At 34.0% G+C, this 25,158-nt stretch carries 25 protein-coding genes and 5 tRNA genes; 26 read left to right on the plus strand and 4 right to left on the minus strand.

The genetic code is table 11. The features are described 5' to 3' along the window. Position 1: 1 nt before the first annotated feature. A complete protein-coding gene (locus OWM07_RS02585; RefSeq protein WP_423302110.1) occupies positions 2–427 on the plus strand; it encodes a DUF6115 domain-containing protein in 426 nt (141 codons plus the stop codon). Continuing rightward, positions 414–1,247 (plus strand): hypothetical protein, encoded by an 834-nt coding sequence (locus OWM07_RS02590; RefSeq protein ID WP_423302111.1) that lies wholly within the window; start codon positions 414–416, stop codon positions 1,245–1,247. The genes OWM07_RS02585 and OWM07_RS02590 overlap by 14 nt, the downstream gene beginning before the upstream one ends. Here OWM07_RS02590 and OWM07_RS02595 read toward each other — a convergent pair. Next, a complete protein-coding gene (locus OWM07_RS02595) occupies positions 1,244–1,465 on the minus strand; it encodes a FeoA family protein (RefSeq protein ID WP_423302112.1) in 222 nt (73 codons plus the stop codon). The two genes, OWM07_RS02590 and OWM07_RS02595, sit on opposite strands and share 4 nt — an antisense overlap. Beyond that, positions 1,465–3,402: a ferrous iron transport protein B gene (gene feoB / locus OWM07_RS02600; RefSeq protein WP_423302113.1), complete on the minus strand. Its 1,938-nt coding sequence runs from the start codon at positions 3,400–3,402 to the stop codon at positions 1,465–1,467. The genes OWM07_RS02595 and feoB overlap by 1 nt, the downstream gene beginning before the upstream one ends. Positions 3,403–3,515: 113 nt before the next feature. Between feoB and OWM07_RS02605 the strand changes: the two genes are divergently transcribed. Together OWM07_RS02605 and OWM07_RS02610 are read left to right on the plus strand one after the other, a co-directional pair. Further along, positions 3,516–4,790: a hypothetical protein gene (locus OWM07_RS02605; RefSeq protein ID WP_423302114.1), complete on the plus strand. Its 1,275-nt coding sequence runs from the start codon at positions 3,516–3,518 to the stop codon at positions 4,788–4,790. After that, positions 4,783–5,283, plus strand: a complete 501-nt coding sequence (locus OWM07_RS02610) for a gamma-glutamylcyclotransferase family protein (RefSeq protein ID WP_423302115.1) — start codon at positions 4,783–4,785, stop codon at positions 5,281–5,283. Before OWM07_RS02605 ends, OWM07_RS02610 begins: the two co-directional genes overlap by 8 nt. 31 nt (positions 5,284–5,314) lie before the next feature. Here the strand turns inward: OWM07_RS02610 and OWM07_RS02615 are convergent, their stop codons facing one another. Further along, positions 5,315–5,575: a hypothetical protein gene (locus OWM07_RS02615; protein WP_423302116.1), complete on the minus strand. Its 261-nt coding sequence runs from the start codon at positions 5,573–5,575 to the stop codon at positions 5,315–5,317. Positions 5,576–5,651: 76 nt separating this feature from the next. Beyond that, a complete protein-coding gene (mazG, locus tag OWM07_RS02620; protein ID WP_423302117.1) occupies positions 5,652–6,428 on the minus strand; it encodes a nucleoside triphosphate pyrophosphohydrolase in 777 nt (258 codons plus the stop codon). 78 nt (positions 6,429–6,506) lie between these two features. Between mazG and OWM07_RS02625 the strand changes: the two genes are divergently transcribed. The 22 genes from OWM07_RS02625 (at position 6,507) to rplC (ending at position 25,157) form a co-directional block, all read left to right on the plus strand. After that, positions 6,507–6,974, plus strand: a complete 468-nt coding sequence (locus OWM07_RS02625) for a universal stress protein (protein WP_423302118.1) — start codon at positions 6,507–6,509, stop codon at positions 6,972–6,974. Positions 6,975–7,048: 74 nt separating this feature from the next. Beyond that, positions 7,049–7,121: transfer RNA gene (locus tag OWM07_RS02630), tRNA-Thr, on the plus strand. A gap of 14 nt (positions 7,122–7,135) precedes the next feature. Beyond that, a tRNA-Tyr gene (locus OWM07_RS02635) sits at positions 7,136–7,218 on the plus strand. A gap of 6 nt (positions 7,219–7,224) precedes the next feature. Next, a tRNA-Gly gene (locus OWM07_RS02640) sits at positions 7,225–7,298 on the plus strand. A 69-nt stretch (positions 7,299–7,367) separates the two neighbouring features. Next, positions 7,368–7,441 (plus strand) — tRNA-Thr (locus OWM07_RS02645). A gap of 24 nt (positions 7,442–7,465) precedes the next feature. Continuing rightward, the gene (gene tuf, locus OWM07_RS02650) at positions 7,466–8,656 is read left to right on the plus strand and encodes an elongation factor Tu (RefSeq protein ID WP_423302119.1); all 1,191 of its coding nucleotides are present in this window, start codon (positions 7,466–7,468) and stop codon (positions 8,654–8,656) included. Between the two features lie 13 nt (positions 8,657–8,669). Beyond that, complete coding sequence (gene rpmG / locus OWM07_RS02655; protein ID WP_013008487.1) at positions 8,670–8,819, plus strand: 50S ribosomal protein L33; 150 nt, start codon at positions 8,670–8,672, stop codon at positions 8,817–8,819. Between the two features lie 3 nt (positions 8,820–8,822). Then, positions 8,823–8,898: transfer RNA gene (locus OWM07_RS02660), tRNA-Trp, on the plus strand. A 20-nt stretch (positions 8,899–8,918) separates the two neighbouring features. Continuing rightward, entirely contained in the window at positions 8,919–9,101 is a 183-nt protein-coding gene (gene secE, locus OWM07_RS02665) for a preprotein translocase subunit SecE (protein ID WP_423302120.1), read from the plus strand. A 3-nt stretch (positions 9,102–9,104) separates the two neighbouring features. Further along, a complete protein-coding gene (gene nusG / locus OWM07_RS02670; protein ID WP_423302121.1) occupies positions 9,105–9,629 on the plus strand; it encodes a transcription termination/antitermination protein NusG in 525 nt (174 codons plus the stop codon). A gap of 16 nt (positions 9,630–9,645) precedes the next feature. Then, positions 9,646–10,071 (plus strand): 50S ribosomal protein L11, encoded by a 426-nt coding sequence (gene rplK / locus OWM07_RS02675; RefSeq protein WP_423302122.1) that lies wholly within the window; start codon positions 9,646–9,648, stop codon positions 10,069–10,071. Between the two features lie 22 nt (positions 10,072–10,093). Further along, entirely contained in the window at positions 10,094–10,795 is a 702-nt protein-coding gene (gene rplA, locus OWM07_RS02680) for a 50S ribosomal protein L1 (RefSeq protein WP_423302123.1), read from the plus strand. Positions 10,796–10,892: 97 nt separating this feature from the next. Beyond that, positions 10,893–11,414, plus strand: coding sequence for a 50S ribosomal protein L10 (rplJ, locus tag OWM07_RS02685; protein ID WP_423302124.1), 522 nt, complete (start codon positions 10,893–10,895; stop codon positions 11,412–11,414). Positions 11,415–11,428: 14 nt separating this feature from the next. Next, positions 11,429–11,815 (plus strand): 50S ribosomal protein L7/L12, encoded by a 387-nt coding sequence (rplL, locus tag OWM07_RS02690; RefSeq protein WP_423302125.1) that lies wholly within the window; start codon positions 11,429–11,431, stop codon positions 11,813–11,815. A 73-nt stretch (positions 11,816–11,888) separates the two neighbouring features. Next, complete coding sequence (gene rpoB, locus OWM07_RS02695) at positions 11,889–15,833, plus strand: DNA-directed RNA polymerase subunit beta (RefSeq protein WP_423302126.1); 3,945 nt, start codon at positions 11,889–11,891, stop codon at positions 15,831–15,833. Positions 15,834–15,848: 15 nt separating this feature from the next. Beyond that, the gene (gene rpoC, locus OWM07_RS02700; RefSeq protein ID WP_423302127.1) at positions 15,849–19,910 is read left to right on the plus strand and encodes a DNA-directed RNA polymerase subunit beta'; all 4,062 of its coding nucleotides are present in this window, start codon (positions 15,849–15,851) and stop codon (positions 19,908–19,910) included. A 98-nt stretch (positions 19,911–20,008) separates the two neighbouring features. Further along, on the plus strand, positions 20,009–20,380 hold the full coding sequence (rpsL, locus tag OWM07_RS02705; RefSeq protein WP_423302128.1) for a 30S ribosomal protein S12: 372 nt from the start codon (positions 20,009–20,011) through the stop codon (positions 20,378–20,380). A 24-nt stretch (positions 20,381–20,404) separates the two neighbouring features. Further along, positions 20,405–20,875 carry a 30S ribosomal protein S7 gene (gene rpsG, locus OWM07_RS02710; protein ID WP_423302129.1) on the plus strand — a complete coding sequence of 157 codons (471 nt, stop codon included), beginning with the start codon at positions 20,405–20,407 and terminating at the stop codon, positions 20,873–20,875. 15 nt (positions 20,876–20,890) lie between these two features. Further along, the gene (gene fusA, locus OWM07_RS02715; protein ID WP_423302130.1) at positions 20,891–22,966 is read left to right on the plus strand and encodes an elongation factor G; all 2,076 of its coding nucleotides are present in this window, start codon (positions 20,891–20,893) and stop codon (positions 22,964–22,966) included. A gap of 17 nt (positions 22,967–22,983) precedes the next feature. Then, on the plus strand, positions 22,984–24,174 hold the full coding sequence (tuf, locus tag OWM07_RS02720) for an elongation factor Tu (RefSeq protein WP_423302119.1): 1,191 nt from the start codon (positions 22,984–22,986) through the stop codon (positions 24,172–24,174). Positions 24,175–24,185: 11 nt separating this feature from the next. Continuing rightward, on the plus strand, positions 24,186–24,494 hold the full coding sequence (gene rpsJ / locus OWM07_RS02725; RefSeq protein ID WP_423302131.1) for a 30S ribosomal protein S10: 309 nt from the start codon (positions 24,186–24,188) through the stop codon (positions 24,492–24,494). A gap of 18 nt (positions 24,495–24,512) precedes the next feature. After that, a complete protein-coding gene (gene rplC, locus OWM07_RS02730) occupies positions 24,513–25,157 on the plus strand; it encodes a 50S ribosomal protein L3 (RefSeq protein ID WP_423302132.1) in 645 nt (214 codons plus the stop codon). Position 25,158: the final 1 nt, after the last annotated feature.

Below are 25,158 nucleotides of genomic sequence, written 5' to 3' on the forward strand. Positions count from 1 at the left end.
TATGGATTTTGGCTTAGTATTGATTATAGCATTTATTCTTATTGGAATTTTATACTTACTGTTTTTCATTTTATTTATAAAACTTCACCGTATCGAAAATAAGTTAATTAATATCTCCTATGAGGATATAAATTTTTTGGTAAATGAATTAAAAGAGTTAATTATTGAAAGTGAAAGAGTATCAGAAAAATTGGAAAACAGCATCAGGGAAAAAGAATCCTTATTAGAAGATTTGGTGGATTTGGTTGATACAAAATTAAACAAATATGAAATGATAGAGAGCAAAATTGAAAACGAAAAAAGTTTAAAAGAGAAGATATTGGAGTTGTATAAAAGTGGAAGACAGTTAACAGAGATAGCCAAAGAGTTAAATATATCTGTTACTGAGGTAAACTTAGTTATTAAAATGCTAAATGAAAATAAATAACACTAATCTTTCTAAAATAGTTAGCAATAAAGAGCCTAAGTTACAAACTGGTGAAATTGTAAGCGTAAAATTGTTAAAACTTTTAGAAAATAATACTTATTTGGTTAGTATAAAAGGTAAAATATTAAGAGCTATTATTAATTCGGAGCTTGCCTTAAGTAAGTTTAAAGCTGAAGTTGTAAAGCTTGAACCTGTTTTAGAATTAAAAATAATTAAGGAGCCTTTACAAAAATTAGATCCTATAAAGCTCAAAGGGGTATTAATTAAATTTAGCAAAAGTGAGATATTTGATTTTTTAAAAAAATTGGAAAACTTCGATTTAAAGCGTATAGATAAAGATGAAATATTTAAATTGATAAAAAACTCAGGGTTATTTTTAGAAAAAAAGATTTTAAATGATGAAAATGTATTAGATGATGCAAAATATTTTCTGATTAAAAAAGATTTAGGTGATATTATAACTAAGTTGCAAATTAATTATTTGATAAATAATGAAATGATTATCCCTTTTAAATCAAACAAATACGATATAAAAGATGGTGCTATAAAAGTTAGTAAAAAAGGTGGAAATTTTTATATTGCTATATTTGCGAAATTTTCTGAAATTGGTGATGTTCTTATAAGGCTTTATTCGCCAGAAAAGGGTATAATTTATGTAAAATTATTTACGGGAATCTCTTTTAAAGATTTATTTAGAGAACTAAAGTTAAAATCTATTAAAATTGAATGGTATCCACTTGAAAACAATATAATAAATGACGAATTTAATTTTGAAGAAAAGCTTTATAGCTCTATAGGGAAGTTTGAAACAATAATCTAATCAATTTCTTTAACAATTATTTTAGTAGCAAGTTCATTATCCACTGCAAAAGAAGAGTTAAAAACCTCAAAAATAATCATAGGTTTTTTTTGTAGAATTTTTAGTTTCAGCCCTGGTAAGATCCCGATAGAGCATATTTTTTTTAAAGCGCTTGAATCACTTTTATCTATTTCAGTGACAATATAATTTTTATTTTCACAAGCATCGATTAATTTCATTAGAACCCTCCAATATTTAAAATTATATTTAAAAGTATCCCAACAATAAATGCAAAAGGTATTACCAAAAAGAATATAAACATTGCAGTTTTAAATCCTCTCTCTTTTATCATTACTGATAGTTGTGCAATACATGGGACAAATAGAGTTAAAATTACACTTGCTACTATAAGATTTTTTATTGTTAAAGTGTTTTGGATATCATATAATCCTGCAGCACCAAAGTCTCTTCTGAAAAATCCGTATAGAAAAATTTCCCCCATTTTTTCAGGAAGACCTGCTAATTTTGCAGGAAATGAGAGAATATATGATAAAATATCAAATAATTTGGTTATTTTACCAATCCAGATTAAGATTGATGCTAAAATAAATAAAGGGATTACTTCTACTGCATACCATTTAAGTCTAGAGAAGGTTTTTAACAAAACATTTTTTAAATTTGGCATTCTTAATGGAGGAACTTCCATAAAAAAGCTTGCACCAGCACCCTTTGTATATTTTTTTAATATGAATCCACTAATAACAAAAACAATTAGTATAGTTAGAAACCATATTACTAATGCTGAAAAACTGTTTTCAAAAAGTCCTAAAATAACTCCTAACTGAGCTGAACATGGAATTGTTAGTGCAAGTAAAAATGTAACTAATAAGCGCTCCCTTTTTGTTTCTAAAGTTCTTGTAACAACTGTTGCCATTGTACCGCAACCTAATCCAAGCACAAGTGGTATTATTGACCTACCGCTTAATCCAATCTTTTTCATAGATTTGTCTAATATTATTGATAATCTTACAAGATAGCCAGAATCTTCTAATAAAGAAAACATGAAAAAGAAGGTCGAGACTACTGGTAACACTATGGCAATTGCATATCTTATTCCAAGGGTTATTATACCATAGTCTCCAGCAAAAAGATTAAAAAATATCGAATTTCCAAGTACCTTATGAAATAAGTTATTAATATATGGATTTATATTTTCTTCAAAAATTTTTGTTTCAATAAAGTCAACTAATGTGCCTGCCCCAAATTGACCAACAAATTTATAAAAGCCATAATAAAGAATTAAAATAACAGCTAAATAACCAAAAATAGGATGCAGAGTGAATTTATCAAGATAAAACTTAATTTTTGAATTCTTGTTAGCACCATTGCTATGGAAATGTTCTGCACATAATTCTTGAGAGATTTTTAACCTATTTGTCGCAATTTCAATATGAATATCATCAGATATATTATTTATAATTTTTTCTATTTCGCTAAAATTTATTTCATTATTTTTCACCATATCTATTATATCTGAATCTTTTTGGATTAATAATAATGCTATACTTCTTTTTGAAAGTGGGTATTCATCTTTCAAAAGATTTGTTATTTTTGTGATAAGCATTTCAATATAATCAGAATATTTAAAATCTAATGGTTGAAAATTATATCTTTTTTCAACCACACTGATAATTCTTGTCATTAAATTATCCGTGCCCTTATTTTTAATAGCAGATGTTTTTACTACTGGTATCCCTAAATCATGCTCAAGGTGTGTTATATTTATTTCCATCCCTTCACATTCTAATTCATCATACATGTTTAATACAAGTATGGTAGGTAGTCCAGCTTCAATAAACTGAATTGTTAAAGGTAACATCCTTGCTATATTTTTTGCATCTACAACATGAAGTATACAATCATAATCTCTTTTTAATATCATTTCTTTAGTTACTTTTTCTTCTTCAGTTATAGTGTTGAAATTGTAAAAACCAGGTGTATCAATAAATTCTATTTCATGATGAGAGCCTACATTGGTTTTGCCTTTAAAAATAGAAACAGTTGTACCAGGATAGTTTGAAACTGAGGCATATTTTTTTGTAAGATTGTAAAATAAGGCACTTTTACCTACATTTGGATTCCCCACTAAAAGAACTCTATACTCCTTTTTATGCATAAGTACCTCCTTCGTCAAAGTTAGATATATCTAACATTATTTTTTGTCAATAGTTTTATTCCAGTTAGTGAAATTTATTTGCAATTTAATGAATAAAATATTATAACTTTAGCATGAGTAATAAAACACTATTCTATTATATATTATCTGGACATGATTACTATAAAATAATAAAAAGAAAAGACCGTAAAGTTGCGTTTAAAAAAATAGTGGATAATGAAATAGAGTTCTTTTTTAATAAGAGGGTATATAGGAACGAATCTTGGTTTTTAAGATATTTGAAAATATTGTATATTATTTTTGTAATTAATCTTTTAGCTAGAAAGTATGAAAAAATAATTTCACGATATCTTTGTATATATGATACGAATTATTCCCCATTTTTTTTCGCAACTCTAAATGCCTTAAAAGCCTACAATAAAAATAGAAAGTTTTTCCAAATAAATTTTAATAGAGATGTATTTATAAACGACCTGATCGTAGAGGCATCAAACAGAGTAGAAGAATATTGCAAAACCTTTAAATGTACTTTGGAGTATAATAACTTTTGTCAGGGGAATACACCAATAGGTATTGAATTGGAATTTTCAAATGTTGGGCATAGAGCTGGAAAGCTTTTTGTGAATTCGACACATGATCCATTAATGAATTTTTCAAAATATCAATACTACCATTTATTAAAATTTATGTGGAGATTTGGAGCGTATATAGATGCAGAAATACCTCTAAAGCAGTTTGTAAAAAAGGGTGGTTTTTTAGAATATACTTTTACGAAACATGATTCTCTTTTTCAAAGTTCAACACCGCTTACAAATTCTCCCCAAATTGCTGCTTGGTTAATTAATGAATCTGTTAAATTTACGCCTATAAAACCTCATAGTTTACATGTAACATTGCAGCTTACAGAAAAAACGAAGAAAAAACCATTTATAACAAAAGACGCTATAAAGTTTTTACTTTTATGTACTGGTGATTTTAAAAAAATTGATGATAAAGTAATTGAAACCAGGATGATAGAAAAAAATATGAAAGATTTAGTAGCCTCAAGAAAGAGAAAAAATAGATATGGATTTGTGGATACAGTAGAGTTTACTCACATGAGATTATCAAGAAAATTTGTAAAAGAAGATTTATATGAAGCTGCTTTAAATATTTTTATAGCTTATAAAAACTTGTTTAAATTTGACGATATTTTGCCATTTAACAATGAGATTTTAAAATGGGGAGAGAATGTAAAAATAAATGATATTGATATTAATAAATGGTTAGATCTTTTAGAATATGGCTTGGGGTGTGAAACATCATTGCCAGTTTTATATAGAAGAAATATATTAGAGAAAATAAAAAGTGTAGTTATAAAAAATTTGGAGTTTATTAATAATGGTTAGAGATGATTACCATAAAATTTTTGTTTATGGGACTTTGATGAAAGGGTTTGAAGGATTTGAAAAATATATGAAAGATGCAGAATTTATTGCTGAGGGGTGTATTAAAGGTAGTTTGTATCTCACAAACTCTGGATATCCAATAGCAGTTCTTGATGGAAAAGCTAATAATATAAAAGGTGAAGTTTATAAAGTCAGTGAGAAAACATTAAATGAGATAAGAAGGTATGAGGGTACAGAAAGTGCTTTAACATATTATACAGAAAAGATTGTTAAAGTTGATGTGAATAATGATTTTATGTATGCACATTGTTTTGTAGCTCATCCATTTTTTATTCCAATAATTAAAATGACATGTAAAAATATTAGCAGATATGATTGGAAGCAGATGAATAATAGTTTACCTTTTCATATCAAATACAAGAGAAAAATTATTTTTACGCTTTTTCTTCTAATAAACATTTTATTGATTATTGAGTATATAATAAAAAGATAAGAGAGGTGCTAAGCACCTCTCTTAAAAATTATTAAAATTCGATATCACAACCACCAGAGCAGGTTGAACAACCATGAGATTTACATGAAAGATCATTAATATAGATTTCTAACCATTTAAAAAATTCTGTATTTAGCCATCTTTTTTCATCATCACTTAGCAAGTTGAAATTTTTGTCAAACTGTGCTTTCACATTTTCCAAATTATCTAACTCTTCTGCTCCTAATTCTTCACTAAAGTCTTCAATGATGGTTATTTCTTTTTTTAGTTCTAATAGGGCTTCTTTGTTCATTTTCTTCTCCTAATTTTATAATAGGACTAATATAGTCTGATTTAGTTTTTAGTCAAGTTAAATAGGGTTTTAAAGATTAATTGTTTTTATTTTTCGATTCACCCCAAAGTTTTTCTAATTCTTCTAATGTTACATTTTCAGGTTTTAGACCTTTTGCAGAAAGCCTGTTTTCAATGTATCTAAACCTTTCTACAAATCTATTGTTTGCTTTACGCAAGGCTTCATCGGCATTTATATTTAAAAATCGCGATAAGTTAATCAATGCAAAAATTAGATCCCCTAATTCATGTTCTATATCAGAAATATCTCCAGTTTTTATAGCTTCTTTCAGTTCGTTGTATTCTTCTTCTACTTTTAACATACATTCTTCAGAGTTTTGCCAGTCAAAGCCTACTTTTTTAGCTCTTTCTTGAAGTTTATAGCTTTTTATGATTGAAGGCAATTTTGATGGGATTCCATCAAATATTGATTCATTTTTATTTTTTTTCTCATCTTTCTTTATTTTTTCCCAATTTACCATAACTTCTTTTGAACTATTTACAGTTTGATTTCCAAAAACATGGGGGTGTCTCCTAATCAGTTTTTCTGAAATAGTTTGTATAACATCGTTTAGTGTGAAAAGGTTTTCCTCTTCAGCAATTATTGAATGAAAAAGAATATGTAATAAGAGATCGCCAAGTTCCTCTTTTATATTTTCAATATCTTTTCTATCTAATGCGTCTATTAATTCAAAAGTTTCTTCAATTACATAATCTTTTAGTGAGTAAAGGTTTTGCTCTCTATCCCATGGGCATCCATCGGGTGCTCTTAATTTTTTTACAATATTTACTAAATTCCTAAATCTCTTCTCCATGTATAACTCCATTTATTTTCTTTTTATTTTATTTATCTCAATTTGTGATATAATACAATAAAGTAATGGAGGTGATGTATGGTAAAAATTAATAAAATTCTCTGCCCAGTAGATTTTTCTGAAACATCTAAATATGCATTATCGTATGCTATTGATTTTGCAAAAGTCTTTAATGCTGAGTTAGAACTATTTCATGTTATTTTTGATGAGACTCAAATTGTTGCATTTTATTTACCACAGGTTACTTTTCAAAATTTTGACAAAGAGCTTGAAGAGGCAGCTAAAAAGGAGATGGAGAAATTGATAGAAGAGTTTGATGAGCTAAATAATGTAAAATATAATATTAAGTATGCAAAAGGAACACCATTTCTAGAAATTATAAATGAGGCAAAAGAAGGTGGATTTGATATGATTGTTATTGGAACACACGGCAGAACAGGATTAGAACATGTCTTATTTGGTTCTACTGCAGAAAAGGTTGTTAGAAAAGCTCCTTGCCCTGTATTTTCAGTGAGGTTAAAAGGGTATAAATTCAAGATGCCATAAAAATTTTTAATTATTTACAAAAAAACTTGACAAGTTGAATAAATTTATATAGTATCCTCATCCGCTAAAAGAAAGCTGGCGTAGCTCAATCGGTAGAGCAGCTGACTTGTAATCAGCAGGTTGGGGGTTCAAGTCCCTTCGCCAGCTTTTTTTAAATCTGAGGGGAGATACCCAAGCGGCCAAAGGGGGCAGACTGTAAATCTGCTGGCGTTTGCCTTCGGAGGTTCGAATCCTCCTCTCCCCATGTTAAGCGGGTGTAGCTCAGCTGGCTAGAGCATCAGCCTTCCAAGCTGAGGGTCGCGGGTTCAAATCCCGTCGCCCGCTTTAAATATGGATTTTAAAGAGGGCGAAGTGCGTAGTGTCTTCGCCTGATTTTTTTGTATAAAAAGTTTTGCCCACGTGGCTCAGTCGGTTAGAGCGCGTCCTTGGTAAGGACGAGGTCACCGGTTCGATTCCGGTCGTGGGCTTTTAAAGACGTTGGAGGGAGAACGATGGCAAAGGCGAAGTTCGAGAGGAAGAAACCTCATGTAAACGTAGGGACAATAGGTCATGTTGACCACGGTAAGACAACATTAACAGCGGCAATCACAAGGGTATTATCAACAAAAGGGTTAGCAGAGTTTACTGCGTATGATAATATTGACAAGGCACCAGAAGAGAGGGAAAGAGGTATTACTATTGCTACAGCGCATGTTGAGTATGAGAGTGAGACAAGGCATTATGCACATGTAGACTGTCCAGGTCACGCTGACTATGTAAAGAACATGATTACAGGTGCTGCACAGATGGATGGAGCTATATTGGTTGTTAGCGCAGCAGATGGTCCAATGCCACAGACAAGGGAGCATATACTTTTGGCAAGGCAGGTAGGAGTACCATATATTGTAGTGTTTATGAATAAGGTAGATATGGTAGATGATGAGGAGTTGTTAGAGTTAGTTGAGTTAGAGGTAAGGGATTTATTGAATACATATGAGTTTCCAGGTGATGAGGTACCAGTGATCAAGGGTAGTGCATTGAAGGCATTGGAGAATCCAGAGGATGAGCAGTGGACTAAGCCTATATGGGATTTGATAGCAGCTATGGATGAGTTTATTCCGTTGCCAGAGAGGGATATAGATAAGCCATTTTTGATGCCGATAGAGGATGTATTTAGTATATCAGGTAGAGGTACAGTGGTAACAGGTAGAGTGGAGAGGGGTAAGGTTAAGGTAGGTGATGAGGTAGAGATAGTAGGTTTGAGAGAGACACAGAAGACAGTGGTGACAGGGGTAGAGATGTTCCGTAAGATATTGGATGAGGGTGTAGCAGGGGACAATATAGGTGTGTTATTAAGAGGTATCAAGAAGGACGAGGTAGAGCGTGGTCAGGTATTGGCTGCACCAGGGAGTATAACACCACATAGGAAGTTTAAGTGTGAGGCATATATATTGACGAAGGAAGAAGGTGGTAGACATACCCCATTTTTCAGTGGGTATAGGCCACAGTTTTACTTTAGGACAACAGATGTTACAGGAGTGATAACATTACCAGAGGGAGTAGAGATGGTAATGCCAGGTGACAACATCAGCTGTGAAGTAGAGTTAATACAGCCTATAGCGATGGAGCAAGGGTTGAGATTTGCGATTAGGGAAGGTGGTAGGACAGTAGGTGCTGGTGTTGTAACAGAAATTATTGAATAGAGGTTAATGGAATATGAGAGAAATTATAAGACTTGCATGTACTGAATGTAAAAATAGGAACTATACTACAACAAAAAATAAAAAAACGATGCAGGGGAAATTAGAGCTAAAGAAATATTGTAAACATTGCAATAAGCATACTCTTCATAGAGAAAGTAAATAAAGCAGGCCAGTAGCTCAATTGGCAGAGCACCGGTCTCCAAAACCGGGGGCTGGGGGTTCGAGTCCCTCCTGGCCTGCCATTATCTCATAGAGGTTAGCTGTGGAAAAGTTTAAAAGATTTATTGAAGAGGTAAAAGAAGAATTAAAAAAGGTTGTTTGGCCTACAAGGGATCAAACTATTCAAACTACTATTGTTGTTATAGTTATGACTCTGATAGTTTCTGCTTTTCTTGGGATAGTTGATGTTGCGTTATCTAAAATAATTAATTTGATAGTAGGGTAAAAAATGGCTAAACAATGGTATGTTGTTCATACATATTCTGGATTTGAAAAGCGTGTTAAACAATTGTTAGAAGAAAAGGTTAAAAATCTTGGAATTGAAGATGAGATTGATGAAGTGTTAATACCTACAGAGGATGTTGTTGAGTTAAAAAAAGGGAAGAAAAAGGTTAGTAAAAAAAGGACTTTTCCTGGATATATTTTAGTTCACATGGAAATGAATACTAAAAATTGGCATATAGTTAAAAGTATTCCGAAAGTGACTGGGTTTGTGGGTGGTAGAAATCCAGTTCCAATACCAGAGCAAGATGTTAAAGTAATGTTAGATTTAGTTAAAGAACAGGCTCCGAGGTTGGCTTCTAAGTTTATAAAAGGGGATAAAGTAGAAGTAATTGATGGGCCGTTCCAAGGGTTTACTGGAGTTATAGAGGAAGTTAATCCTGACAAAGAAAAAGTAAAAGTAATTGTTACGATCTTTGGAAGACAAACTCCAATAGAGCTGGATTATTTGCAAGTTAAAAGAATTGGTTAAATAAGCGGAGGAATAGATGGCAAAAAAAGTTTTGGGTCAAATTAAGTTACAAATACCAGCTGGTAAAGCTAACCCATCTCCACCTGTTGGGCCAGCTTTAGGTCAGCGTGGTGTTAATATAATGGAGTTTTGTAAAGCATTTAATGCAGCAACTCAGAATATGGGTGATGTTACAATCCCAGTAATTATTACTGTTTATGAGGACAGAAGCTTTACATTTATAACTAAAACACCACCAGTGTCCGAGCTTATAAGAAAAGAGTTGAAAATAGAAAAAGGGGCAAGCAACCCTGGTAGAGAGAAGGTTGGAAAACTTACTAAAGAGCAGTTGAGAAAAATAGCTGAAATAAAACTACCTGATTTAAATACTAAAGATATCGAAAAAGCTATGAAGATAGTTGCAGGTTCTGCAAGAAGTATGGGTGTAGAGACCGAATTATAAAGAATTGAAGGAGTGAATAGATATGCCAAAAAGAGGTAAAAAATATTTAGAAGCAGTTAAGCAGATTGATAAAGAGAAATTATATGATCTGCGAGAGGCATTAGACCTCGCTAAGAAAATTGCATATGCGAATTTTGACGAGACAGTGGATGTAGCTGTGAAATTAGGTGTAGATCCTCGACATGCTGACCAGATGGTTAGAGGATCTGTAACATTACCTCATGGCACAGGTAAGCAGGTTAGGGTGTTAGTTTTTGCAAAAGGGGAGAAAGCAAAAGAGGCAGAAGAAGCTGGAGCAGATTTTGTTGGTGATGAGGATTTGGCTAAAAAGATTCAAGATGGTTGGTTGGACTTTGACAAAACAGTAGCCACCCCAGATATGATGCCAGTGGTAGGTAGATTAGGTAAAATATTGGGTCCAAGAGGGCTGATGCCTAACCCAAAGGTTGGGACAGTTACAAATAATGTAAAAGAAGTTGTTAAAGAATTAAAGACAGGTATGATTGAATATCGTGTTGATAAAGCTGGTATAGTTCATGCCCCAGTTGGGAAAAAAAGCTTTGAGACTGATAAGTTAGTAGAAAATATTAACACATTGATGGAGTCATTGTTAAAGGCAAAACCAGCTTCAGCAAAAGGGCAGTATGTAAGAGGGATGTTTGTTTCTACAACAATGGGTCCTGGTATAAAAGTGGATTTTCAAAAGGTGTTAAACGAATTATAGGTTTGAAAAAACTCTGGTTGAAGAAGCAGGTAGCGTAAGCTGTAAATCCTGCGGAAACCGGTTTTGATAGATTCAGCCGGAGTTATAGGAGGCGAAATTGAAAAAACAGGATAAAATATCTCTTGTTAATGATTTGACTGATAAGATATCTAAATCTAATGCTATATACTTAGCTAATTTTAAGGGGTTGACTTACCATGAATTAAACAGTGTAAGACAATCCCTTAAAGCACTTGGAAACGACTTTAGAGTCGTTAAAAATAGACTTTTGAAACTTGCACTCAAGAATAATAATATTGAAGATCTTGATGCAATGTTAGTTGATCAAACAGCAATAGCTATAATTTTTGATGAACCTACCACTGCGGCAAAAGAGTTTAAAAAGTTTAGCAAAGAATTGAAAAATTTTGAAATAAAGGGTGGCTATCTTTCTGGGCAAGTATTGTCTAAAGATGATGTTATTGCGCTAGCTGATATCCCAAGTAGAGAAGAACTTCTTGCTAAAATGCTTGGTAGTCTTTCTGCTCCAGCAAGAAACTTTGTTTCATTGCTTGCTAATATCCCAAGAAGCCTGCTTAATGTGCTTAATGCAATTAAAGAGAAAAAAGAAAATAATTAAATGGAGGCAATAGTATGTCAATTACAAAAGAGCAAGTAATCGAATTTATCGAAAAGATGACAGTTTTAGAATTAGCTGAATTTGTAAAAGAATTAGAAGAAAAGTTTGGAGTATCTGCTGCTGCTCCTGTGGCAATGGTGGCTGGAGCACCTGGTGCAGCTGGAGCTGGTGAAGCTGCTGCTGAAGAAAAAACATCTTTTGATGTTATATTACAAAGTGCTGGTGATAAAAAAGTACAAGTAATTAAAGTTGTAAGAGAAATAACTGGTCTTGGTCTTAAAGAGGCTAAAGCTCTTGTAGATGGTACTCCAGCTCCTGTTAAAGAAGGTGTTACCAAAGAGGAAGCTGATCAAATTAAAGCTAAACTTGAAGAAGCTGGCGCAACTGTTGAAGTTAAGTAATCTAATTTTAATATGAATAGGGGCTAAATGCCCCTTTTTTTATCATTAATAAACTATCCGATAGGGGAAAATTATGGAAAATATTATTAAACCTATTGAAAGGTTTAATTTTTCTAAAATTAAGAAGGTATTAGAAATTCCTGATCTTTTAGAATTACAGAAAAAATCATATAAAGAATTTTTACAGATGGATGTTGATCCAGATAAGCGTGAAAAAAAGGGTTTAGAAGCTGTATTCCAAGAGATATTTCCAATTACTGATTTTAATGAGTCTGCAGTTCTTGAATATGTTAATTACACTTTAGAAAAGCCTAAATATACACCAAGAGAAGCTTTGGAAAGAAATACTACTTATGCTGCACCTTTGAAGATTAGAGTAAGACTGGTAAATTATGATGATGAGTCTACTGAGGAAAAAATCGTATTGTCTGCAAAAGAAGCGGATGTTTATTTATGTGATATCCCTTTGATGACGGAGAGGGCAACATTTGTTATTAATGGAGTTGAAAGGGTTATTGTTAATCAATTACATAGGTCACCTGGGATATTCTTTGAGGATATTACTGCTGATAAAAGTGTAGTAGAGAAACATTTATATAGTGCGAGAATAATACCTTATAGGGGTTCATGGATAGATTTTGAGTTTGATAATAAAGATGTAATGCATGTAAGGATTGATAAAAAAAGAAAAATTTTAGTAACTACTTTATTAAAAGCTTTAGGTTATACTGATAAAGATATTTTATCAGAATTTTATGAGGTTGAAACAGTTCACATTACTGATGAAGGTATGTTTATTGATTATGATCCTGAGAAGATTTTAGGAAGAAGATTTTCTCAAGATATAAAAGATGAATATGGAGAAGTAATAGTTAAAGCAAATCACAAAATAACTAAAGCTGCTAGAAGAAGATTAATTAATGCTAATATCAAGCATATACCTGTTACAGTAGATGATTTAATTGAGACCTATTTTGCAGAGGATGTATTAACTGAAGACGGTGAAGTGATTGCTGAAATAAATCAGAAAATAGATGCTGATATAATTGATAGGATAATTGCAGAAGGTATTAAAGAAATTAAAGTGTTGTATATAGATAAGAACAATTATGATTCAGTTATTCGCGATATATTGGAGATTGATAAAACATCAAATAGAGAAGAAGCTCTTTTAGAAATTTATAAAAAGATGAGGCCTGGAGAGCCTGCATCTCTTGAAACAGCAGAAGCTTTTTTTGAAAATTTATTTTTTAATCCTAAAAGATATGACTTATCTAAAGTTGGTAGATTAAAAATAAATAAAAGGTTAGGCCTTAATATTCCTTTGGAACATACTGTTTTAACCAAAGAAGATATTTTAGAAAGTGTTAAAACGCTTGATAAGATAAGGAGAGGGCTTGATAAGGTAGATGACATTGACCATTTAGGGCATAGAAGAGTTAGGGCAGTTGGTGAGCAGTTAGAAAATTTTATAAGAATTGGTCTTACTCGAATGGAAAAGACTGTAAAAGAGAGGATGAGTATAAGTGATGTTGAGGAATTAACTCCTCAAGATTTATTAAATGCAAAACCGCTTTCAGCGACGATAAAAGAGTTCTTTGGTAGTTATCAATTATCACAGTTTATGGATCAAACAAACCCTTTAAGTGAAGTTACACATAAAAGAAGGTTATCAGCGTTAGGGCCTGGTGGTCTAAATAGAGAAAGAGCTGGATTTGAAGTAAGAGATGTTCATACTTCTCACTATGGTAGAATTTGTCCAATTGAAACACCAGAAGGTCCTAATATTGGTTTGATAACATCTCTAACTACTTATGCAAGGGTGAATGAATTTGGCTTTATTGAAACTCCATATAGGAAAGTTGTTGATGGTAAAGTTACTGATGAAGTGGTATATTTATCTGCAATTGAAGAAGAAGAGTATTACATAGCTCAGGCTAACGCTCCACTAAATGAAGATGGGACATTTGTAAGAGAGTATGTCGCTGCAAGGTATAAAGGTGAATCAGTTACTGTCCCATCAAGTTATATCCAATTTATGGATGTTGATCCAATGCAGATCGTATCTGTCTCTAGTGCACTGATCCCATTTTTAGAACATGATGACGCAAACAGGGCATTAATGGGTTCAAACATGCAAAGACAAGCAGTTCCGCTGGTAAGAACTGATGCTCCTATTGTAGGCACAGGTCTAGAGAGGAAGGTAGCTGTAGATTCAGGCGCAGTTATTGTAGCAAAAAATGGTGGGATAGTAGAGTATGTAGATGCTAGGAAGATTGTCATTAGGTATGAGAAGGAAAATCATGAATTTGGAATAGATACTTATGATTTGATAAAATATAAAAGATCAAATCAAGATACTTGTATTAACTATAAACCAATAGTTAAGAAAGGTCAAATTGTTGAAAAAGGGGAAGTAATTGCTGATGGACCTGCAACTGATAGAGGTGATTTAGCTCTCGGTAGAAATGTGGTAGTAGCATTTATGCCTTGGATGGGTTACAACTATGAGGACTCTATTTTAGTTAGTGAAAAACTTGTAAAAGAGGATGCTTTTACTTCAATCCATATAGAAGTTTTTGAAATTGAAGCAAGAGATACTAAGCTTGGTCCTGAGGAAATTACGAGGGATATTCCAAATGTTAGTGATGAAGCTTTGAAGAATCTGGATGAAAGTGGAATAATTAGAATAGGTGCTTATGTAAAAGAAGGTGATATATTAGTAGGTAAGGTTACACCTAAAGGGGAATCTCAAGCTACTCCTGAGGAGAAACTTTTAAGAGCAATTTTTGGTGAAAAAGCTGGTGATGTTAAAGATGCATCACTTAGAGTGCCACCTGGAATTAGAGGGACAGTCATAGATGTACAGGTTTTAACTCGTAGAGGCGTAGAAAAGGATGAAAGAACCGAGCTTATTGAAACTCAAGAGTTTGAACAGATTAAAAGAGACTATGAGCATGAAATTGCTATTATTGAAGAAGGTAGAAAGAAAAAGATTATTAAGCTGTTAACAGGCAGAAAGCTTATAGAAGATTATATAAGTGATGACTTGGTCCTAAAAGAAGGGACTGTTTTAACGGAAGATGTATTGGAAAACTTGGATTATGCAACATTAAGCACTCTTCCTGTTGAGAAGAAAGCTGATTTTGATGAAAAACTATCTCAGATTAACTTGATTTACTTTGATAGAATTAAAAGAGCTGAAGAGAAATTTAAAGATAAAAAAAATAAGATTGAAAAAGGGGATGAGTTACCAGCTGGTGTTTTAAAACAAGTTAGAGTTTATGTGGCTATTAAAAGAAAATTAATGGTTGGCGATAAAATGGCTGGTAGACATGGTAATAAAGGTGTTATCTCAAGGATTTTACCAGAAGAGGATATGCCTTATTTGCCTGACGGTACCCCTGTTGATATTGTATTGAATCCTCTTGGAGTACCTTCTCGTATGAATGTGGGACAAATTTTAGAAACTCATTTAGGTATTGCAGCTAAGGCTTTAGGTCTTTATGTTGCAACACCTGTTTTTGATGGGGCTAAAGAGAAAGATATAAAAGAAATGCTCAAAAAAGCAGGTTTTCAAGAAGATGGTCAAACAGTACTTTATGATGGTAGAACAGGTGAGCCTTTTGACCAGGAAGTTACTGTTGGTGTAATGTATATGTTAAAACTTCATCATTTGGTTGAGACTAAGATACATGCTAGGTCTACTGGTCCATACTCTCTCGTTACACAACAACCACTTGGTGGTAAAGCACAGTTTGGTGGTCAGAGATTAGGAGAGATGGAGGTATGGGCATTAGAAGGTTATGGTGCAGCTTACTTACTACAAGAAATGTTGACGGTTAAGTCTGATGATGTGGAAGGAAGAACGAAAGTATATGAAGCTATTGTAAATGGCAATTATTCTTTTAAAACAGGTTTGCCAGAATCGTTTAATGTTTTAATAAAAGAGCTTCAAGGTCTTGCTTTAGATGTAGAACTTATTAAAAAAGAAGACCTTGAAGATGATAATCAATAATATTTGGAGGGCTATGTGGCTGTTAAAAGAGTTAATCCATTTGAAACAGAGAAAGGCCCAATAGATTTTGATGCTATAAGGGTTAGGATAGCATCACCTGAAAAAATTAGAAGTTGGTCTAATGGTGAGGTTACAAAACCTGAAACAATAAATTATAGAACTTTTAAACCTGAAAGAGATGGTCTTTTCTGTGCTAAAATTTTTGGACCTGTAAAGGATTGGGAATGTTTGTGTGGTAAATATAAAAGGATGAAACATAGAGGTATTGTTTGCGAAAAATGTGGCGTTGAGGTTATTCAGTCTAAAGTTCGTAGAGAAAGGATGGGGCATATTGAATTAGCAACTCCTGTTGCACATATATGGTTTTTTAAAGGTACCCCAAGCAGGATAGGATCTATTTTAGATTTGAATATCAAAGACTTGGAAAGGGTATTGTACTTTGAGTCATATATTGTAATTGATCCTAAAAATACACCTTTGAAAGAGAAAGAATTATTGAGCGAGGAAAGATATAGAAAACTTGTTGAAGAATATGGGCCAAATTCATTTGTAGCCAAAATGGGTGCTGAAGCAATAAAAGAACTTTTGAAAAAGGTTGATTTAGACCTTTTGATTATGGAGTTAAAAAAGGAATTACACGAAACAGGTAGTCAGCAAAAGAAATTGAAAATTGCTAAAAGATTAAGAGTAATAGAAGGTTTTAGAAAAAGTGGTAATAAACCAGAGTGGATGATATTAGATGTTATTCCTGTTATTCCACCTGAGCTGAGACCACTTGTTCCTTTGGATGGCGGTAGATTTGCTACTAGTGATTTAAATGACTTATACAGAAGGGTAATAAATAGAAATAACAGGTTAAAGAAATTATTAGAGCTGAATGCTCCTGAAATTATTGTAAGAAATGAAAAACGAATGTTGCAAGAAGCTGTTGACGCTCTTTTTGACAATGGAAGAAGAGGAAGGGTGATTAGAGGTTCTAATAAGAGACCTTTAAAATCTCTAAGCGAAGTAATTAAAGGTAAGCAAGGTAGATTTAGGCAGAATTTACTTGGTAAAAGGGTAGATTATTCAGGAAGATCTGTTATAGTTGCTGGTCCCCATCTCAAAATGCATCAGTGTGGATTGCCAAAAATTATGGCATTAGAATTATTTAAACCTTTCATTTATTATAAGTTGGAAAAAGAAAAAGGGCTTGCAGCAACAATTAAACAGGCAAAAAGGATGGTAGAAGAACAAAAACCGGAAGTTTGGGACATTTTAGAGGAAGTTATTAAAGAGCATCCTGTGTTGTTAAACAGAGCTCCAACATTACATAGACTTGGTATTCAAGCCTTTGAACCAATTTTAGTGGAAGGTAAAGCTATACAGCTTCATCCACTGGTTTGTCCAGCATTTAATGCGGACTTTGATGGTGACCAAATGGCTGTCCATGTGCCATTGTCAATAGAGGCACAAGCTGAAGCAAGAACATTAATGTTGTCCTCATACAATATTTTATCTCCAGCGCACGGTAAACCGCTTGCTGTACCTACACAAGACATGGTTCTAGGATGTTATTATATCACTCGTGGTATGAAAAACGCTAAGGGTGAGGGTAAGTTATTCTCATCTATTGATGAAGTTGTGAGAGCTTATGATAATGGTTATTTGGATCTGCATGCGGAAATTAAAGTTAGAATTGATGGGAAAATTTATGAAACTACTACTGGTAGAGTATTGTTATACAGTGAAGTGCCTGAAGGGCTTGAGTTTGATGTTATAAATAAGGTTTTGGATAAGAAAGAGTTAACAAAACTTGTTGATTATTGTTATAAGAAATTAGGTAATTTTGAAACAGTTAAATTTCTGGATACACTTAAGGATATTGGATTTAAATATGCTACAAAAGCGGGTTTTTCAATATGTATTGATGATTTGATTATCCCTGCTGAAAGGGAAACTCTAATTAAGGAAGCAATGGAAAAAGTGAGGGAAATTGAAGAGCATTATAGAGAAGGTGCATTAACAGCAGGTGAAAGATATAATCAGATAATTGATGTTTGGTCATCAACAAATGATAAAGTTACAGAATATTTAATGAAAAATTTAGCTAATCAAGGTGGAGATAAATCTGCTAAAAATAAAAGAGAAAAATTTTATAATCCTGTGTATGTGATGGCACATTCTGGGGCTAGAGGTTCTAAGTCTCAGATAAGCCAGTTGGCAGGTATGAGAGGGTTAATGGCAAAACCTTCAGGTGAAATCATTGAAACCCCTATTACTGCAAGTTTTAGGGATGGTTTGACAGTGTTGCAGTATTTCATATCTACTCACGGAGCTAGAAAAGGTCTTGCAGATACAGCATTAAAAACTGCAAATGCAGGTTATTTGACTAGAAGATTAGTAGATGTTTCTCAAGATGTCATTGTCACAGCAGAAGATTGTGGAACAATTAGAGGTATTGAGATTACAGCTCTCATGGATGGTACTGAAATAGTAGAGTCTTTAGGTGAAAGGATTTATGGTAGGTATACTCTCGAAGATATTTATGATCCTGTGACTGATGAATTACTTGTTGAAGCAAATCAATTAATTACAGAAGAAGTTGTTGATAAAATAGAAAAAGCTGGAATAGATAGAGTAAAAGCGCGTTCAGTGCTTACATGTGAAATGGAATTTGGTGTTTGTCAAAAGTGTTATGGATTAGATTTAGCTACAAGGAGAGTTGTAGAAGTAGGTGAGGCTGTAGGTATAATTGCAGCTCAATCTATTGGTGAACCAGGTACTCAGCTTACAATGAGAACATTCCATATTGGTGGTGCGGCATCCACATCTGCAGAACAATCGACATTAAATGCAAAGTTTGGTGGTAAAATTAAGTTCGAAAATATGAAATATGTGAAAGATAGAAACGGTATTAATGTTGTTCTTAATAGAAATGGTATATTACATATTATTGATAAGGATGGTAGATCGATTGAAAAGTACAATATTTCTTATGGTACAAGATTGTTGGTTAATGAAGGTGATAGTGTAAAACAGGGTGATTTATTAGCAGAATGGGATCCTTTTGCTGCTGTTATTATGACTGAGTATCAAGGTAAAGTTGCTTTTGGCGATATTATAGAAGGTGAAACACTTAAAGAAGATATTGACCCAATTACTGGTTTGGCACAAAAAGTTGTTATTTCTAATACAAGGGAAAAAAGACAACCTAGAATATCGATCAAAAATGAAGAGAATAAGACAATACAGAGATATATCTTACCTGTTGGTGCTATGATCATGGTTGAAGAAGGTGAAGAAGTTTACCCTGGTGATATTATAGCAAAGATACCTAAAGAGACTCAAAAAACAAAAGATATTACAGTTGGTTTACCAAGAGTGGCTGAGCTTTTTGAGGCGAGAAAGCCTAAAGATCCAGCGATAATTGCTGAAATAGATGGTATTGTTAAGATAGAAAGTGGAGTAAGAGGAACAAGAAAAATTATTATAGAGAATGAAGAAACAGGGGATAAGAAAGTATATAATGTTTCAATTCAAAGATACATAAATGTTAGAGATGGTGACAGAGTTAAAGCTGGTGAAGCATTAGTTGATGGCTTGGTTAATCCTCATGATATATTGGCTGTTCTTGGTGAAGAAGCATTGCAGAAATATCTAGTGAATGAAATACAAGAGGTTTATAAAAAACAGGGTGTTAACATAAATGATAAGCATATAGAAATTATCGTTAGACAGATGATGAGAAAGGTAATTATAGAGGATCCAGGTGATTCAGATTATATGCCAGAAGAGGAAGTTTATAAGCATGAGTTTAAGAAAGTTCAAGAGGAGCTTTTAGCTCAGGGATTAAGACCACCACAAGGGAGACCTATTTTACAAGGGATCACAAAAGCTGCATTGAATACTGAAAGTTTTATATCTGCAGCAAGTTTCCAAGAAACTACTAAAGTGCTTACAGATGCAGCATCAAACGGTAAGATAGATTATTTGCGTGGTTTAAAAGAAAATGTAATTATGGGTAAATTAATACCTGCTGGTACAGGTGTAAAACATTTAAGAGGTAAAAAATTTAAATTTAAAAAAGCTATTTAAATAAATTCTTGACAAGGAAAAAAAGGGTTGTTAATATCTAACGCTCGTTTTATGGGGTTAGAAATTAAGTTATGTTTATGATAAATTGGAGGTGTTAAGTGCCAACTCTGAACCAATTGGTGAGAAAAGGGAGAAAGAAAGTAGTTAAGAAAACGAAATCTCCTGCGTTGCAAGGCAATCCGCAGAAGAGAGGTGTTTGTGTAAGGGTCTATACTACAACACCTAAAAAACCAAACTCTGCATTAAGGAAGGTTGCAAGAGTTCGATTAACAAACGGAGTGGAAGTGACTGCTTATATTCCAGGTATCGGTCACAATTTGCAAGAACACTCTGTTGTTTTAATAAGAGGTGGAAGGGTTAAAGACCTTCCAGGTATCAGATATAAGATTATTAGAGGTGCTTTGGATGCCTCTGGTGTTGCTGATAGGAAAAAGAGTAGATCTAAGTATGGTACTAAAAGACCAAAGTAAAATTATGGTGAGAAGGGTGTAGTTATGGCAAGAAGAAGAGTTGCTAAAAAAAGAGAAGTGCTTCCAGATCCAGTTTATAATGAAGTATTGGTTACAAAATTTATCAATAATCTAATGTATGATGGTAAAAAGACTATTGCAGAAAAGATTTTTTATAAGGCGATGGATTTAATTAAAGAACGCAAAGGTGAAGAAGGAATAGATGTTTTCAAAAAGGCGTTAGAAAATGTGAAACCCATATTGGAAGTTAAATCTAGAAGGGTCGGTGGTGCGACTTATCAGGTGCCTGTAGAAGTAAGACCAGATAGGCAAATATCATTGGCTATAAAGTGGATTATTAGAGCTGCAAGAGAGAGAAGAGAGAGGACAATGATTGAAAGACTTGCTAATGAGTTAATTGATGCAAGTGAAAATAAAGGTGCTGCAATTAAGAAAAGAGAAGATACTCATAGGATGGCTGAAGCTAATAAAGCTTTTGCACACTTTAGGTGGTAATTTAGGAGGAATTAGGTGGCAAGGAAATATCCTTTAGAAAAACAAAGAAATATTGGTATAATGGCTCATATTGATGCAGGTAAGACTACTACTACTGAGCGTATTTTGTATTATACAGGTGTTAACTATAAGATTGGTGAAGTCCATGAAGGTACAGCAACCATGGACTGGATGGAACAAGAAAGAGAAAGAGGTATTACAATTACATCTGCTACAACTCAGTGTTTTTGGAATGGATATAGAATAAATATAATAGACACTCCTGGTCATGTTGACTTTACAATTGAAGTTGAACGTTCTTTGAAGGTTTTGGATGGTGCTGTTGCTGTTTTCTGTGCAGTTGGCGGTGTTGAGCCCCAATCTGAAACTGTATGGAGACAAGCAGATAAATATAGGGTTCCTAGAATAGCTTTTGTTAATAAAATGGATAGAGTGGGTGCAGACTTCTTTAATGTAATGCAAATGATGGTTGATAGGTTGGGTGCAAAGCCCGTAGCTTTGCAGCTTCCGGTTGGTGCTGAAGATTCATTTGTTGGTGTAATAGATTTGGTAAAGATGAAAGCAATTTTGTGGACTGGGGACGAGTTAGGTGCTAAATATGATATAGTTGATATTCCAGAAGAGTATATAGATCAAGCTAATGAGTATCGAGAAAAACTTATTGAAGCTGCCTGTGAAGTCGATGAAGAGTTGATGGAAAAGTATTTTGAAGGCGAAGAAATAACAGAAAAAGAGTTGATGGATGCGATTAGAAAAGGGACTATTAATATAGAGTTTACTCCTGTACTTTGCGGCTCTGCTTTTAAAAACAAAGGTGTTCAACCATTATTAGATGCAGTGGTAGCTTATTTGCCTTCACCATTGGATATCCCGCCAATAAAAGGGGTAAACCCAAAAACAGGTGAAGAAGTTGTTCGTCATACATCAGATGATGAACCATTTGCTGCGCTTGCTTTTAAGATTTTGACAGACCCATATATGGGGCAGTTGACCTATTTTAGGGTTTATTCTGGTCACCTTGAATCTGGTAGCTATGTGTTGAATGCTACTAAAGATAAAAAAGAGCGTGTAGGAAGATTGTTAAAAATGCACGCAAATAAGCGTGAAGAGATAAAAGAGATTTATGCTGGTGATATATGTGCAACAGTAGGGTTAAAGTATACAACAACTGGTGATACATTATGTGATGAAAATAATCCCGTTGTTTTGGAGTCTATAGAGTTTCCTGAACCAGTTATTTCCTTGGCTATTGAGCCTAAAACAAAAGCTGACCAGGATAAGTTGTCTAATGCACTAAATAAACTTGCGATGGAAGATCCATCTTTTAAAGTTACTGTAGATGAAGAAACTGGTCAGACTATAATTGCTGGTATGGGTGAGTTACATCTTGAGATTATTGTAGATAGGTTGAAAAGAGAATTTAAGGTTGATGCAAATATAGGTAAGCCTCAGGTTGCATTTAGGGAGACAATTAGAAAGCCTGTTAAGGTTGAGGGTAAATATATAAAACAAACAGGTGGTCGTGGCCAGTATGGTCATGTATGGCTTGAAATTGAACCAATGGAGCCAGGTAGCGGTTTTGAATTTGTAAATAAAATTGTTGGTGGTGCAATTCCGAAAGAGTACATCCCTGCAGTTGAAAAAGGGGTTGTTGAAGCTATGGAAACTGGGGTTGTAGCTGGTTATCCAGTAGTAGATGTTAGGGTTACTTTGTTTGATGGTTCTTATCACGAAGTGGACTCATCTGAAATGGCTTTTAAGATAGCTGCTTCTATGGCATTTAAAGATGGGGCTAAGAAAGCAGATCCTGTATTACTAGAGCCTATTATGAAAGTTGAAGTTGTTGTTCCTGACGAATATACAGGTGATGTTATGGGCGATCTCAACTCTAGGAGAGGTCGTGTTGAAGGGATGGAAATGAGAGGTAATGCACAAGTAATTAGGTGTTTTGTGCCTCTTAAAGAAATGTTTGGTTATGCTACAGTATTAAGGTCACTTACCCAAGGTAGAGGGACATATACAATGATGTTTGATCATTATGAAGAAGTACCAAATAATATTGCAGAAGAAATTATTAAATCAAGGTCGTAGAAATATAGGAGGAATGTATGGCAAAGGCGAAGTTCGAGAGGAAGAAACCTCATGTAAACGTAGGGACAATAGGTCATGTTGACCACGGTAAGACAACATTAACAGCGGCAATCACAAGGGTATTATCAACAAAAGGGTTAGCAGAGTTTACTGCGTATGATAATATTGACAAGGCACCAGAAGAGAGGGAAAGAGGTATTACTATTGCTACAGCGCATGTTGAGTATGAGAGTGAGACAAGGCATTATGCACATGTAGACTGTCCAGGTCACGCTGACTATGTAAAGAACATGATTACAGGTGCTGCACAGATGGATGGAGCTATATTGGTTGTTAGCGCAGCAGATGGTCCAATGCCACAGACAAGGGAGCATATACTTTTGGCAAGGCAGGTAGGAGTACCATATATTGTAGTGTTTATGAATAAGGTAGATATGGTAGATGATGAGGAGTTGTTAGAGTTAGTTGAGTTAGAGGTAAGGGATTTATTGAATACATATGAGTTTCCAGGTGATGAGGTACCAGTGATCAAGGGTAGTGCATTGAAGGCATTGGAGAATCCAGAGGATGAGCAGTGGACTAAGCCTATATGGGATTTGATAGCAGCTATGGATGAGTTTATTCCGTTGCCAGAGAGGGATATAGATAAGCCATTTTTGATGCCGATAGAGGATGTATTTAGTATATCAGGTAGAGGTACAGTGGTAACAGGTAGAGTGGAGAGGGGTAAGGTTAAGGTAGGTGATGAGGTAGAGATAGTAGGTTTGAGAGAGACACAGAAGACAGTGGTGACAGGGGTAGAGATGTTCCGTAAGATATTGGATGAGGGTGTAGCAGGGGACAATATAGGTGTGTTATTAAGAGGTATCAAGAAGGACGAGGTAGAGCGTGGTCAGGTATTGGCTGCACCAGGGAGTATAACACCACATAGGAAGTTTAAGTGTGAGGCATATATATTGACGAAGGAAGAAGGTGGTAGACATACCCCATTTTTCAGTGGGTATAGGCCACAGTTTTACTTTAGGACAACAGATGTTACAGGAGTGATAACATTACCAGAGGGAGTAGAGATGGTAATGCCAGGTGACAACATCAGCTGTGAAGTAGAGTTAATACAGCCTATAGCGATGGAGCAAGGGTTGAGATTTGCGATTAGGGAAGGTGGTAGGACAGTAGGTGCTGGTGTTGTAACAGAAATTATTGAATAGAGGTTAATGGAATGGAAAATCAAAAGATCCGTATAAAATTAAAGTCCTTTGATAGTAGGATCATTGATAAAGCGGTTAAAGATATAGTTAATACAGCGAAAAGGACCGGCGCGAGAGTTGTCGGTCCTATCCCTTTACCAACAAGAAGAGAGATATTTACAGTAATTAGATCTCCTCATGTTAATAAAAAATCGAGGGAGCAGTTTGAATTAAGAACTCATAAAAGATTAATAGATATTTATGAGTACAATCCACAAACTATTGATGCTTTGATGAAGTTAGAGTTATCAGCAGGTGTGGATGTAGAGATAAAACTATAATAAAAGGTAGGGCAGGTTATGTTGAGCGGATTATTAGGAAAAAAAATTGGGATGACTCAGGTTTTTACATCTGAGGGTTTAGTTATTCCAGTTACTGTTTTACAAGTAGGTCCTTGCGTTGTTGTGCAAAAGAAGGTTAAAGATAAGGACGGTTATAATGCCCTGCAGTTAGGCTTTGAGAAAGTAACAAAGCTTAAAAAAGTAAACAAACCAATGCTTGGTCATTTTAAAAAACATAATGTTGAGCCTTTAAAATATTTAAAAGAAGTTAAAGTTGACAATCCTGACGAATTTAATGAAGGTCAAGAAATCACTGTTGAAATATTCAAAGAAGGTGATTTTGTCGATGTACAAGGAATCTCTAAAGGTAAGGGGTTCCAAGGGGTTGTCAAAAGGCATGGATTCGGTGGTGGTCCTTCATCACACGGTTCTAAATTTCATAGAGCACCAGGATCGATTGGTATGTGTGAGTTCCCAGGCGAAACTCCAAAAGGGAGAAAGATGCCTGGTAGAATGGGTGGCGAAAAAGTTACCGTAATGGGTCTGGAAGTTGTAAAAGTTATTCCGGACAAAAATTTAGTATTAGTTAAAGGTGCTGTACCTGGACATAATAACAGTTTGGTATTTGTTAGAAAAGCTGTAAAAGCAAGGAAGAGAGCGTAAG

It is taken from the genome of Deferribacter thermophilus, assembly GCF_049472675.1.
In the GTDB taxonomy this organism is placed as follows: Bacteria; Chrysiogenota; Deferribacteres; order Deferribacterales; family Deferribacteraceae; genus Deferribacter; species Deferribacter thermophilus.